This is a genomic window from Vibrio sp. AND4, from assembly GCF_000171815.1.
Lineage (GTDB): Bacteria > Pseudomonadota > Gammaproteobacteria > Enterobacterales > Vibrionaceae > Vibrio.
In genome coordinates this window covers 1-14467 of record NZ_ABGR01000008.1, presented here as the reverse complement: position 1 = coordinate 14467, position 14467 = coordinate 1, and the positions used below count along the sequence as shown (strand labels likewise).

10 protein-coding genes and 1 pseudogene are annotated in these 14467 nt (G+C 45.1%); 4 read left to right on the top strand and 7 right to left on the bottom strand.

Annotated elements, in window-relative coordinates; translation table 11 throughout:
* Positions 1-8: 8 nt before the first annotated feature.
* The 3 genes from folP to rlmE all read right to left on the bottom strand — a co-directional run bounded on the left by folP (position 9) and on the right by rlmE (position 3647).
* Positions 9-848 (bottom strand): dihydropteroate synthase, encoded by an 840-nt coding sequence (folP, locus tag AND4_RS10615; RefSeq protein WP_043991628.1) that lies wholly within the window; start codon positions 846-848, stop codon positions 9-11.
* 84 nt (positions 849-932) lie between these two features.
* On the bottom strand, positions 933-2909 hold the full coding sequence (gene ftsH / locus AND4_RS10610) for an ATP-dependent zinc metalloprotease FtsH (RefSeq protein ID WP_009842968.1): 1977 nt from the start codon (positions 2907-2909) through the stop codon (positions 933-935).
* Between the two features lie 108 nt (positions 2910-3017).
* A complete protein-coding gene (rlmE, locus tag AND4_RS10605) occupies positions 3018-3647 on the bottom strand; it encodes a 23S rRNA (uridine(2552)-2'-O)-methyltransferase RlmE (protein WP_009842967.1) in 630 nt (209 codons plus the stop codon).
* Positions 3648-3785: 138 nt separating this feature from the next.
* On the opposite strand from rlmE, the gene yhbY reads away from it, so the two are divergent.
* Positions 3786-4082, top strand: a complete 297-nt coding sequence (gene yhbY, locus AND4_RS10600; RefSeq protein ID WP_009842966.1) for a ribosome assembly RNA-binding protein YhbY — start codon at positions 3786-3788, stop codon at positions 4080-4082.
* A gap of 110 nt (positions 4083-4192) precedes the next feature.
* Here yhbY and greA read toward each other — a convergent pair whose 3' ends face one another.
* Positions 4193-4666: a transcription elongation factor GreA gene (gene greA, locus AND4_RS10595; protein WP_009842965.1), complete on the bottom strand. Its 474-nt coding sequence runs from the start codon at positions 4664-4666 to the stop codon at positions 4193-4195.
* Between the two features lie 535 nt (positions 4667-5201).
* Here greA and AND4_RS10590 point away from each other — a divergent pair.
* A complete protein-coding gene (locus AND4_RS10590; protein ID WP_009842964.1) occupies positions 5202-6206 on the top strand; it encodes a porin in 1005 nt (334 codons plus the stop codon).
* Between the two features lie 170 nt (positions 6207-6376).
* Entirely contained in the window at positions 6377-7777 is a 1401-nt protein-coding gene (gene dacB, locus AND4_RS10585; RefSeq protein ID WP_086026825.1) for a serine-type D-Ala-D-Ala carboxypeptidase, read from the top strand.
* 149 nt (positions 7778-7926) lie between these two features.
* On the opposite strand, the pseudogene tyrS reads toward dacB, so the two are convergent.
* A pseudogene (gene tyrS / locus AND4_RS10580) lies at positions 7927-9113 on the bottom strand (tyrosine--tRNA ligase).
* A gap of 130 nt (positions 9114-9243) precedes the next feature.
* Between tyrS and AND4_RS10575 the strand changes: the two are divergent.
* Entirely contained in the window at positions 9244-10533 is a 1290-nt protein-coding gene (locus AND4_RS10575; RefSeq protein ID WP_009842959.1) for a peptidoglycan DD-metalloendopeptidase family protein, read from the top strand.
* Between the two features lie 38 nt (positions 10534-10571).
* Here AND4_RS10575 and AND4_RS10570 read toward each other — a convergent pair whose 3' ends face one another.
* Entirely contained in the window at positions 10572-13706 is a 3135-nt protein-coding gene (locus tag AND4_RS10570; RefSeq protein ID WP_009842958.1) for an efflux RND transporter permease subunit, read from the bottom strand.
* A 9-nt stretch (positions 13707-13715) separates the two neighbouring features.
* Positions 13716-14467: efflux RND transporter periplasmic adaptor subunit (locus tag AND4_RS10565; RefSeq protein WP_009842957.1), on the bottom strand; the 752-nt coding region annotated here is incomplete at its 5' end.

Genomic DNA, 14467 nt, shown 5'->3' with positions numbered 1-14467 from the left:
AAATTTCCTTAATTCTTTTTGATATTTTTATTCGTCATCTCAACCACTTTTATTGCTTCAATGGTTTCTTCGAAGTCATGGACTCGGATAATTTGTGCACCTTTCATTGCCGCAATGGTCGCACAGACCACACTCGCGTTGACGCAATCAGCTGCTGGCTTATCTAGAAGCTTGAAGATCATCGATTTACGCGACATGCCAGCAAGAATTGGCAAGTCGAATTCGTGGAATGTTTCAAGATGAGCGAGCATATGATAATTGTGTTCCATGGTTTTACCAAAACCAAAACCAGGGTCAAGAATAAGTTGGGACTTATTAATCCCCACGGCTTCACAAGCAGCAATCCGTTCTTGGAGAAACTCGACAACATCCATCAGCAGGTCATCATACTGAGGATTCGCCTGCATCGTACGTGGTTGGCCTTTCATATGCATCAAGCAAATTGGCAAGTTAGCTTTTGCTGCTACCTCTAATGCTCCAGGTTCTTGAAGTGCACGAACATCGTTAATAAGATCTACACCAGCTTCAACCGCTTGACGCATCACCTCAGCCTTACTGGTATCAATAGAAATCCAAACATCGTATTTCTTACGAATCGCTTTGATAACAGGAATCACACGCTGCAGTTCTTGCTCCAATTCAACATCAGGGGCACCTGGTCGTGTTGATTCACCGCCGACATCAATAATGCTCACACCAGCGGCAACCATTTTCTCAACTTGAGCGAGCGCTAATTCAATTGAGTTAAATTTACCACCGTCTGAAAATGAGTCAGGCGTGACATTGAGGATAGCCATAACATGAGGGTGAGATAGGTCAAGAGATTTGTTGTTTGCTTTAATAATCATAACTTCAATAGTCACAGCTTTAATAATCACAACAGATACAAAAACCCCGAGCTTAGCTCGGGGCTTTTCGTCAAACGCTACATATTACTCAGCGTCTTTCTTTTCTGATGCTTCACTTGAAATCGCTTCTTGAGATGCAGGGTGCTCTACAGGTTTTGCAGGCTCCTCTGACTTCTCTTCTGCTTTTACTTCAGGTTTCGCTTGAGGCTTGTCGCTATCCTCTGGCTTGTCTGGTTTATCACCCCAACCGGCTGGTTCACGGATCTCATCTTTGCGTTCCATAAGGTCGTTAATCTGGCCAGCGTCAATGGTCTCATACTTCATCAGCGCATCTTTCATCGCATGCATGATGTCCATGTTCTCTTCCAAGATTTTTTTCGCGCGGTCATAGTTGCGGTCGATGATCTTGCGAATTTCATCATCAATGAGCTTGGCTGTATCATCAGACATATGTTTAGTCTGTGTCACGCTGCGACCCAAGAAGACTTCGCCCTCTTCTTCTGCGTAGAGCAATGGACCGAGTTTCTCAGAAAAGCCCCATTGTGTGACCATTTTACGTGCAATGTCTGTTGCACGTTCGATATCATTAGAAGCACCAGTGGATACTTTATCAGCGCCGTAAATAAGCTCTTCCGCTAGACGACCACCGTACAAGCTAGACACCATTGATTCTAGGTGTTGGCGAGACATGCTCACACGATCTTGCTCCGGTAAGTACATAGTCACACCTAATGCACGACCACGTGGAATAATAGACACTTTGTATACTGGGTCGTGCTCAGGGACTAAGCGCCCCACAATGGCGTGACCTGCCTCATGATACGCTGTTGACTCTTTTACTTCTTCAGACATCACCATTGAGCGGCGCTCTGCACCCATCATGATTTTGTCTTTAGCCAGTTCAAACTCAACCATAGACACGTTGCGCTTGTTACCGCGAGCAGCAAATAAAGCGGCTTCGTTAACTAAGTTTGCAAGGTCAGCACCAGAGAAACCCGGCGTACCACGTGCGATTAGTGAAGGTTCTACGTCGCCTGCTAGAGGGACTTTTCGCATGTGGACTTTCAGAATCTGTTCACGGCCACGTACGTCTGGAAGACCAACCACCACTTGGCGGTCAAAACGGCCAGGGCGCAATAGTGCAGGGTCCAATACATCTGGGCGGTTGGTTGCTGCAATGACAATGATACCTTCATTGCCTTCAAAACCATCCATTTCAACAAGCATTTGGTTAAGTGTTTGTTCACGTTCATCGTGACCACCACCAACACCTGCACCACGTTGACGACCTACTGCGTCTATCTCATCGATAAAGATGATGCAAGGTGCGGCTTTCTTAGCTTGCTCAAACATGTCACGTACACGAGATGCACCAACACCAACAAACATTTCAACAAAGTCAGAACCAGAGATAGTAAAGAAAGGGACTTTTGCTTCGCCTGCAATGGCTTTTGCTAATAGCGTTTTACCCGTACCAGGAGGGCCAACCATAAGCACCCCTGTTGGAATCTTACCGCCTAACTTCTGGAAGCGGCTTGGATCGCGTAGGTAGTCCACCAACTCTTTAACGTCTTCTTTCGCTTCGTCACAGCCAGCTACATCAGCAAATGTGGTTTTGATTTGCTCTTCGCCCATCATACGCGCTTTGCTTTTACCGAAGGACATCGCGCCTTTTCCGCCGCCGCCTTGCATTTGACGCATAAAGAAAATCCACACGCCAATCAACAAGATCATTGGGAACCAAGAAATGAAAATTGTGCCTAGCAAACTCTGCTCTTCAGGAGGCGTGCCCTGCACTTTCACATTTTGATTAATTAGGTCATCTAACAACTTCTCGTCATAAACCGGCATGTACGTGACCATTTTGGCACCGCCGCCGCGACGAACGAAACTGATCTCGCGATCTTTAAAAGTTGCTTCTTGAATCTGGCCTTGGCCAACTTCCTGTACAAAGGTGGTGTAATCCACCGTTCTGCCGTTGCTTTCTCCAGGACCAAAGCTCTGGAATACCGACATCAAAACGACAGCGATAACAAGCCACAGAATTAAATTTTTTGCCATGTCACTCAAGGTGTCAGCCTCTCGATAACTAATTGTAATTAAAGGTAGGGTACTACAGTTCATTAACTGTAGCTATAGTGTTAACCATGCTCTAGACGTACGAAATGGTTAACCTTTGTAACCACTGGCTACAACAAAGACTTCTCGTGAGCGAGCTCGCGATGAGTCTGGTTTTCTGATTTTTACGACTCTAAACGTGTCACGGACTTCTTTGACAAATTGATCAAAGCCTTCGCCTTGGAAAACCTTTACGACAAAGCTACCATTAGGCGCTAGAACTTGTCGACACATATCTAAAGCCAATTCGACTAAATACATTGCTCGCGGCTGATCCACTGAGTTATTGCCAGCAATGTTAGGCGCCATGTCAGACATTACTACGTCTACCATCGACGGTTGGATTCTTTCTAACAGTGCATCCAGTACTGCCTCGTCACGAAAATCACCTTGCAAAAAGCTCACGCCAGCGATGGGATCCATAGGCAACAAGTCACAAGCAATGATTTGGCCATCTTCACCTATTATCTTAGCAGCATATTGAGACCATCCACCTGGCGCTGCACCTAAATCGACGACGGTCATCCCAGATTTCAACAATTTATCTTTTGTTTGAATCTCTTCAATTTTGAAGTAAGCACGAGAACGGTAGCCTTTTTTTCGTGCTTCGTTTGCGTATTTATCATCAAAGTGTTCTTTCAACCAACGACCAGAGCTGGCCGAATGTTTTTGTTTACTCATTTTAATCCCAACAAGGCGTAATTAGGAGCTATTGTTCTAACAGGTACAACCTATTAGTCAATAAATTATAGTCTTCAGCAATAGATGGCGCTAAAATAGCTTTTTTCAACCCTTATTTAAAAGAAAATTGGCCGCGTAATGAACCTAAGCACCAAACAAAAGCAGCACCTGAAAGGCCTAGCTCACAGTTTAAAACCTGTTGTGCTAATGGGCGCAAATGGACTTACAGAAGCCGTGCTAGCAGAAATTGAGATCGCTCTTAACCACCATGAACTGATCAAAATTAAAGTTGCATCAGAAGACCGTGAGACAAAACAGCTGATCATCGACGCTATCGTACGAGAGACTGGCGCTGAAAAAGTTCAGACAATTGGTAAAGTGCTTGTGCTCTTCCGTCAATCTGAAGAGCGTAAGATCGAAATCCCACGTAAGTAACGCCACTTACACTACGGAAGAAGAAAAGGTCGCCATGGGCGACCTTTTTTGCATCTATCGTTCATATCAGCGAATATGGTTTGTATCAGCAAATAGTGAGCATCACTTAATTAGATGTACTCAACACTGTCGATTTCAAAGTCTTTCGCACCACCAGGGGTTTGAATGACGACTTCGTCACCTTCCATTTTACCGATTAGGCCACGTGCGATTGGAGAGCTTACAGAGATGCGACCGGCTTTGATGTCCGCTTCGTCATCACCAACGATCTGGTAAGTCTTTTCTTCTTCTGTATCACAGTCGATAAGCGTAACGGTTGAACCAAATATCACTTTACCTGTGTTATCCATCGTTGTTACGTCAATGACTTGAGCAACAGACAGTTTGAATTCAATATCACGAATTTGTGCCTCACAGATACCTTGTTCTTCACGAGCAGCGTGGTATTCAGCGTTTTCTTTCAAATCGCCTAATTCACGCGCTTCTGCGATGGCTTGTGAAATTTGTGGGCGAAGCTTGAGTAGTCTCTCAAGCTCAGTACGTAGTAATTGCTCACCACGTGATGTCATTGGAACTTTTTCCATTATATAACCTCTAGGCCAAAGGTGTCTTTGGACAAAAAAAGCCCACCCAACCGGAAGGTTAGGTAGTGCGTTCAAAGATTCGTTTCCGTTAGTTTAAACAAACTACGATATGAAATCACCCTAATTCGATTTCACAGCGTAACAGCCTCAGAAATTCAAAGTTGTCAAATTCATCCATGCTCATTTATCATCACAACTTATTGAAATGCAGGACGGCTCATCACACCAAAAAAATCAAAAAAGATAAAAACAAATCAATGTCATGGCAATGTGAGCACAGGAAAAGTCACTTGCAAACAACAGCTTAAACTAAAAAAGATAACAATTGAACGGTGTTCGTAATTTGAATTTATATCATTTTACTAACTGATAAGGAAACTTTAGCAGTAAAACATGTTCGGCAAGTTGTTACGTCATAGATTTTTCGAATGTGGGCGATTCTCACGAGTGAAACTATACGCACAATAATAACTTGTGAGAGATAACCTCTCCCCCATAAAACAATGATTATGGACAGCTAACTAGGACAAATAAGATGAAAAAGACTCTACTTGCTCTTTCTGTATCTGTAGCAGCTATGGCAACTGGCGTTAACGCAGCTGAGCTTTACAACCAAGACGGCACTTCTCTAGAAATGGGCGGCCGTGCTGAAGCACGTCTATCTATGCAAGATGGCGACGTAGCGGATAACTCTCGTATCCGTCTAAACTTCCTTGGCACTCAAGCGATCAATGACAACCTATACGGTGTTGGTTTCTGGGAAGGTGAGTTCACCACAAATGAACAAGGTGGTGTAGACGGTAGCAGCAACTTGGACACTCGTTACGCTTACGCTGGTCTAGGTGGTGAATTCGGTGAAATGACTTACGGTAAAAACGAAGGTGCATTAGGCGTTATTACTGACTTTACCGATATCATGGCATACCACGGTAACTCAGCGGCTGATAAACTAGCTGCAGCTGACCGCTCTGACAACATGTTCTCTTACAAAGGTCAATTCGAAAACCTAGCAGTTAAAGCTAGCTACCGTTTTGCAGACCGTCAAGAAACAAACGGTGAGTTCACAGACAACGGTCAAGACGGTTACTCTCTATCTGCAATCTACGCTGTTGCAGACACAGGTCTTGAGCTAGGTGCTGGTTACGCAGATCAATCTGAAGCGAACGAATACATGCTTGCTGCTTCTTACACTATGAGCGATCTATACTTCGCTGGTGTATTCACTGACGGTGAAAAAGAAGCTTCAAACAACTCTACTGTAGACTACACAGGTTACGAACTAGCAGGTGCTTACACTCTAGGTCAAACTGTATTCACTTCTACATACAACACTGCTGAAACTAATAACGAAACGTCTGCAAACAACTTCGCAGTTGACGCTTCTTACTACTTCAAGCCTAACTTCCGTGGCTACGTATCGTACAACTTCAACCTAATTGATGCTGGCGATAAGCTTGGCTCAACGGTTGCGGGCAATAGCGTAGCGACTAAGGCTGACGCAGAAGACGAGCTAGCTCTAGGTCTACGCTACGACTTCTAATAAGTCTCACGACTTGAAGATAAAATGCCCGCACAATGCGGGCATTTTTTATATTCAGAATTGTGTGATTTTTCGGTATATACTCAATTGCATCATTAACTTTATGAAGTGTCACTATGCGCCTACGTTGTTCTTTATTGCTTTTTTTTAGTCTCGCTCCATTCGCATCAATGGCAGATCTTCATCAAGAGGCCTATCCTCACCAAGAGTTACTGCCACAAGGCTCTCGTATTAGCTTGATTGCTGAAAAGCTCAACGACCAAAGTGAGCTCACCTCTATTCAGCCAACCGACCAATATTTTCCACCTGCCAGTACGCTAAAAGTTATCACTGCATTGGCGGCAAAACTCGAACTAGGAAACAACTTTGCGTTTCGAACGACTTTAGAAAGTTCAAGCTCAGATGCTGTGCTTACTTTTTCTGGGGATCCAACGTTACTCACTCAAGATCTAAAGGCCATGCTAACGAGAGCCAAGAAAAATGGCTTTGATAAAATTAAAGGCAACCTTTGGTTAGATAACAGCGCTTTTACTGGTTATAACCGCGCTGTGGGTTGGCCATGGGACATTCTTGGGGTTTGCTATAGTGCGCCCGCATCTGCAATTACATTGAATGATAACTGTGTTCAGGCATCTATCTACACAAAGAAAAATGGTACGACTCGTGTCTACGTTCCTGAACATCAACCAATAAAGGTAAAAACCAATGTGCAAACTGTGTCTAAAAGTGTCCAGAAGAGCCGTCACTGCAATTTGGATTTGATTGCTAACCCAGACAACACATACCAGCTAACGGGCTGCTTGGTTGACCGCGGCGACAAGCCTCTCCCGCTGAAATTTGCTGTGCAAGATCCTGAACACTACACCAGTCAAAAAGTCCAAAAGCTGCTTAAGCAAGTCGGTATTTCACTAAAAGGCAATGTTCGAATTGGTAAGGCTCCAGAAAAGCAACGTAAACTGCTTGCGATACACAAGTCTAAACCGTTGCCACAGCTGTTGGACCAAATGCTGAAACACTCAGACAACTTGATTGCTGATACGTTGACGAAAACACTTGGTGCGAAGTTTTTTATTCAGCCGGGTAGCTTTACGAACGGCACAGAGGCCATCAAGCAGATCATCCTTGCGAATACTGGTGTCGATATCCGTGATGCGAGGCTAGAAGACGGCTCTGGCTTATCACGTAATAATCGAATCTCAGCGCCCGCTATGGCGGCTATATTGCGTTATATTTGGCGACATGAGAACGAGTTAGGCCTGATTGCCATTATGCCCAAATCGGGGGTATCAGGGACTTTGCAATATCGTAGAAGCATGCGTAAAGCGCCCATCAAAGGGCAATTGATAGCAAAGAGCGGCTCTCTGTATGGGACATACAATATGGCGGGGTATGGATTAGATAAAAACGGCAAACCAAACACAGTGTTTGTTCAGTTTGTATCTGACTATTTTCCAGAAAAAAGGGACGATAACAAACCTGCCGTCCCCCCTATCACGCAATTTGAAAAGCAATTCTATCAAGACATTGTGAATTTCAGTCAGGCAACGCCTAAGAAAACGCCTAAGAAGTAGTGCGCTACGGCAAAGTAGATCCACATATCTGAAATATCGACAATCGATGCCAAGACTAGGCTCACCAAACGGCTGAGTCCAGCTTGAAAACCGAGCGGTGACGGAAAATAAACCGCTCGGTAGGCGCTTTCATTTAGAGCTCTTACCGATTACTTAATAGTAATACGTGCGAATTTACGTTTACCGACCTGGAATACGTAAGTGCCTACTTCAGGAGCAAACTTCGCATCAGCAACTTTCTCGCCTTCAATCTTAGCAGCGCCTTGCTTAACCATGCGCATTGCTTCTGACGTTGAAGCACAAAGACCGGCTTCTTTCAGTAAGTTGGCGACTGGCGTGCCTGCCTCAAAATCAAACTCTGGCATTTCGTCAGGAATTTGGTTCTTAGCAAAACGGTTAACGAATTCTTGCTCAGCAGCATCAGCATCCGCTTCGCTGTGGAAACGAGCGATGATTTCTTTCGCTAGCAGAACTTTGATATCTCGAGGGTTCTTACCTGCTTCTACATCGGCTTTGAACTGCGCAATCTCTTCCAAAGGACGGAAAGACAGTAACTCGTAGTAGCTCCACATAAGAACATCAGAAATAGACATGATCTTACCAAACATCTCGCTTGGTGCTTCGCTAATACCAATGTAGTTACCTGAAGATTTCGACATTTTCTTCTCACCGTCTAGACCAACGAGAAGCGGCATCATGAGTACAACTTGAGGTTTTTGACCGTGAGATTTTTGCAGTTCACGACCCATCAGTAGATTGAACTTCTGGTCAGTACCACCAAGTTCAACATCCGTCTCCATTGCAACTGAGTCCCAACCTTGAAGTAACGGGTACATGAACTCATGAATCGCGATTGGCTGACCGCCTGCGTATCGCTTTTTAAAGTCATCACGCTCTAGCATACGGGCCACGGTTTGATTTGCAGCAAGACGAATCATATTTCTGCGCCAAGTTCAGACAGCCATTCAGAGTTGAACTGAATTTTTGTCTTAGCCGGATCCAGAATTTTGAAAACCTGCTCTTTGTACGTTTCTGCGTTTCGCAGAACGTCTTCACGGCTTAGCGGTGGGCGGGTGGTATTCTTTCCTGTCGGATCACCAACCATTGCAGTGAAGTCTCCGATTAAGAACGTAACTTCATGACCAAGTTCTTGGAACAAGCGAAGCTTATTGAAAATCACCGTATGACCTAGGTGAATGTCAGGTGCTGTCGGATCGGCGCCCAATTTAATGCGTAGAGGACGACCTTCTTTTAGTTTTGCGATTAACTCTTCTTCTGGAATAAGCTCATCAACACCGCGCTTAATCTCAGCTAGTGCAGCTTCAATACTCGCCATTCTTGTTCACTCCCACAGATTTGGCAAAAATATAATAGTTCAACATCTTACTTGAATAGCGATGCATTTTGAAACACGTTAGACTAGGTAGTTGTCAATTTTTACGTTTAATTTATTAATCAAGTACCTTATGCATTCAATTTTTGTCCGACTACCACTCTTGCACAAAATATTGATCGGTTTTTTTAGTGTGCAGATCATCGCCACACTGTTCTTCTTACCCGATCCGCAAGACCTCGACCCGCAGCAAAACCGACTCAAAGTTGGTGAGCATTATTCGGTACCGATTTCTGTAAATTTATCTGAGCAAGGCGCCTCTTCTACTCTATCCTCTGTTCTGCGCTGGGAAACATACAAAGTAAAAAATGGGGAGAGTGCTGCAGTGCTTTTTAACCGTGTCGGTTTATCCCCTCGCCTTCTCCACAAGTTGATCACATCAGATAAAGAGATCAAACAGCAACTCACTCGGCTTCGTCCTGGCGACAAGTTGCTATTTGGCTTTGATGAACACAACAACTTTGTTCAGCTCAAACGGACACTGAATGCCTTTGAAACCTTCCGCGTCAGATTACAAGGCGACAAATACGTTTCTGAGGTGGACAAAAAAGAAGTCGACTATCAATACAATTACGCCGAAGCAAGGATCGAATCCAACTTTTGGAATGCTGGGATCACCTCTGGTTTGAATGCAAACCAAATTATGGAACTGGCTGGTATGTTTGGATGGGATATCGATTTCGCTTTGGATATTCGTAAAAACGACTCCTTCCGTGTGCTTTACCAAGAGGAAGTCGTTGAAGGCGAAGTCATTGGACGTGGGAAAATCATAGCCGCAATCTTTAACAACCAAGGTGACACTTTTACCGCAATCTTGGATGAGAAAAGTGGCAAATACTACGACGAGAATGGTCGCGCAATGAAGAAAGCTTTCTTGAGAGCACCTTTGGATTTCCGCCGAGTCAGCTCTAACTTTAATCCTCGTCGCTTGCACCCTGTGACAGGCAGAATTCGCCCACACCGAGGTACCGATTATGCTGCGCCTGTAGGTACACCAATTTGGGCGGCAGGCAATGGTGTCGTACAAAAGTCTGCGTACAACAAATTCAACGGAAACTATGTGTTCATTAAACACAGCAACACTTATATCACTAAGTACTTACACTTAACCAAGCGAACGGTTAAAACGGGTCAACGGGTTAAACAAGGCCAAACCATTGGTACCTTAGGTGGTACAGGACGCGTAACTGGCCCACACCTGCATTACGAGTTCTTGGTTAACGGCGTTCATAAGAACCCAAGAACGGTCAACTTACCACAATCGAAGTCTCTGACAGGTAAAGCGAAACAAACCTTCTTGGCAAACGCAAAAATCAGCATGGCTAAACTGGATCGCTACAGTAAGTTACTCGCAAAAAAGTAATAGAAACAATGTGAATTGAACAACAATCAAGAGGCAGCTTACGCTGCCTCTTCACGTTTTGACGCAACGTCATCGATATTGTGCTCGCGACCAAGCATTAACAAACAAGGCGTCAGAACCAATGTCAATATTGTCGCAAAAGCCAAGCCACCAGCAACAGCGGTGGCTAGTTGAGACCACCACTGTGTGCTCGGTGCGCCGAATTCTATTTTCTGATTCACCAGATCGATATTCATCTCCAACACCATTGGCAGCAAACCAAGAATAGTCGTTACTGTGGTCAATAACACCGGTCGCAGACGTTGTACTCCCGTACGCAAAATCGCGTCTGACTTTTCTAACCCACGTTTACGCATTTGGTTGTAAGTATCAATCAGTACGATATTGTTATTCACTACGATACCAGCTAATGCAATCACCCCAATACCCGACATAATGATGCCAAATGGCTTCTGGAAAAGCAGTAAACCAGCGAACACACCAACCGTAGAAAACAGCACAGCGCTTAAAATCAAAAAGGCCTGATAGAAGCTGTTAAATTGAGTAATCAAAATCAGGGCCATAACGCCTAGAGCCACTATAAAGGCATTTTGCAAAAAGGCTGAAGAGTTCTCTTGTTCTTCATTTTGTCCACGGATTTTAAACTCTATCCCTTCAGGTAACCCCAATTGTGACACTGCTGTCGTAATCTTGGGTAACTCGAGAGCAAGGTTATAGCCTGCGACCATATCCGCTTTAACCTTTACCACGCGACGTCCATCTACACGACGAATGGTGTCTTGCTTATGCTCCGGTTTGATTTGTGCAAAGTTTGTGATCGGCACCAGGCCTGCCGCCGTTTTTACACGCAATTGATCAAAGCGCCCAATATCCCGCTTGTCTCTTGGATAACGCACTAAAATATCAACTTCTTCGTCAGCATCATCTGGTAAATAGTCACCGATCTTCAATCCGTTAGTCACAAACTGAACCGTGTTACCGACCAGAGTCGCATCGGCAGAAAAGCGCGAGGCATCGTCTCTACGAATATCGACCTGCCAATCTATACCGTCTTTGTTGGTGGTATCACTCACGTTAGTCAACGCTGAGTTTCGGTCAGCCCAGTAGCGAACCATCTTGGCAGCATTGTCTAATTGATCTAGGCTTGAATTCTGCGCCGATATTTCGATGACAAGATCGTGTTCAACAGGTGGCCCAGCATCTGGGAATTTGTATTCCAATTCCACGCCGGAGAATTGACTGGTGGTCTGTTTGAGCTCTTCAATAATGTCCTTAACTTTACGCCTATATTGCCAATCGACTGGTGTGATCTGAATTTGACCAATCTCATCGCCATCATTTGAACTGGCGCCAGTTCGTGTGTAGACACTTTCAAACTCATCATGGCCTAACATGACCTGGTCAATTTCTTTCATTACGGCGTCTTTTTCATTGATCGATAAATCGCCGTAAGAACGCACTTTTACGGTAAAAAAAGCAGGGTCTACTTCTGGAAAGAATTCTGCTCCTAATCCTGCTTTGCTGTAGGTAAAACCAACACCGCAAGCAAGTAATATTGCCATTAAGAGAACTTTAAGGGGATGTCGAATAGCGACCGATAAGGTTCGGTAGTAAAGCTTGGTAATGCCGGTGGCCTTATCGAACTCACCATGATGAAGGTCGATCATCTCTCGCTGGATGTTGGGGTTAACCACTTGTGGCTTACCAATAATACCGCCAATCACTGGAACGAATAGCAATGCCATCATAAGTGAGGCACTGAGGGTTGCAATCAAGGTTAATGGCAAATACTTCATGAACTCGCCAGTAATATCAGGCCAAAACAAAAGTGGAGCAAATGCAGCCAGCGTCGTCGCCGTCGAAGCGGTGATCGGCCACGCCATTCGTTTTGCCGCATCGCGATAGGCTTCTTTTCGTGACGTCCCCTCTTGCATCCGTCGATCTGCAAATTCCGTCACCACGATGGCCCCGTCTACTAACATGCCGACCGCCATAATGAGTGCGAAAAGCACGACAATGTTGACCGTCAAGCCAAACACTGAAAGTACGAGTAAGCCAGTAAGAAAAGAGCCCGGAATGGAAATTCCCACCAAAAGTGCGGTGCGCACACCAAGTATCGCGATAATGACAATAATCACTAAAATAATCGCAGAAAGAATGTTGTTTTGCAGATCGTTGAGCATCAGCTTAACGTCATCGGACTGATCCCAAGTGTATTTGACTTGTAAATTGCTAGGCCAATCCGCTCGCTTTTGCGCTTCATTCAGCACTTGTTTGACGAGCGCCACCGTTTCAATAATATTTTCACCCGCGCGTTTTTTGACATCCAGTACGACTGCAGGAATACCGTCTAAACGTGCAAAGCTCTCTGGGTCACGGAAGGCGCGACGCACGGTCGCAACATCACCAAAAGTAATCACCTCTTTGCCGTCCACCTTAATGGGCAACTCCAATACATCTTTAAGAGAATCAAACACCGAAGGAACTTTGACTGAGAAACGACCGTATCCCGTGTCTACAAAGCCCGCAGCAACGACTCGGTTATTTAACGCCACCAAATTGTAGATATCCGCTTGATCTAAACCATAGCTCTCCATCAACAACGGATCGACCACGATCTCGACGATATCCTCACGATCCCCAGCAATATCAACTTCGAGTACCTGACGATAACTTTCTAGTTTGTCGCGCAATGCTCGAGCGATCTGCACCGTTGTGCGCTCGGGCACCGTACCATACAACACCAGGGTGAGGACGGGCTCTTCCGAGGCAAATGTCACCTCGTTCACGGTTGGCTCGTCACTGTCTTCCGGTAATTTAGGCTTTGCAAGATCGACAGCGTCACGTACATCCGCCATCGCTTCTGCCAAATCAACGCCAACACTAAACTCAAGCGTGACCGACGCGTGTCCTTCAGAAGCAATCGCAGTCATCTCCTTAACACCTTCGATTGACCGCAGCTCTTGCTCTATTGGACGAACCAGTAAGCGTTCGGCATCAGTTGGAGAAATACCTTGGTGCCCAACGGAAACATAGATAATCGGGATAGTAATATCAGGGCTCGACTCTTTGGGAATCGTAATGTAAGTGATCACACCAGCAATCAAAATCATCACCAACAAAGTGACCATGGTACGTGCGCGTGATAATGCAGCATCAATTAGAGCAAACATATTGCCTCCCTACTGCTGATTCGCAGCTTCGATGGCGTCACCAACTTTGGTCGCCATCACCAAATCGCCATCACGCGCAAAGCCTTGCCCAAGAACAATAATATCCACTTGTTTGCCCAGTCCAGATAACCACACACCATCTTTCTCGGCTTTCACCAGTTGGATAGGAACAAAATGAACGTGCTGATCGCGCAGTGTTTTGATGCCAAGGTTGCCTTCCTCATCTAACGCCAGCATGGCTGCGGTCACTTTCACAGCCAAGACCTCACTCAAGGACAGCACAACTTCTGTACTGGTCCCAGCTGGCATAAGGCTCTCACGGTTATCAATTTCAATTTCAATTGGAAAAGTATTAGTCGAGAAAGAAGAAACACGCCCGATATAACGAATCGTGCCTAAGTGATGGGTATTATTGACGGTACGAACATCAGCCTGTTGACCTTGTTTAAGGAACTGAATATGACGCTCACTGACATTCACTTCAATGGCTAACTTCTCTAGATCTATCACAGTAGCGATAGGGTCCCCAACGCCGACAAAATCACCCAACTCAACGAATCTGTGATCAAGAATGCCATCGAAAGGGGCTCTTACTGTGGTATTTTTCAGCGCAATTTCAACGTTGCTGAGGTTTGCACGAGCATCGACAAGTGCAGCTTGCGCCGTAGCAAACGCAACTTCACCTTGCAGCCCGCGACTTTTCAGAGATTCTGCGGCTTTAAATTCTTTCTCTTTTACACGCAGCATCGCTTTGGCTCGCT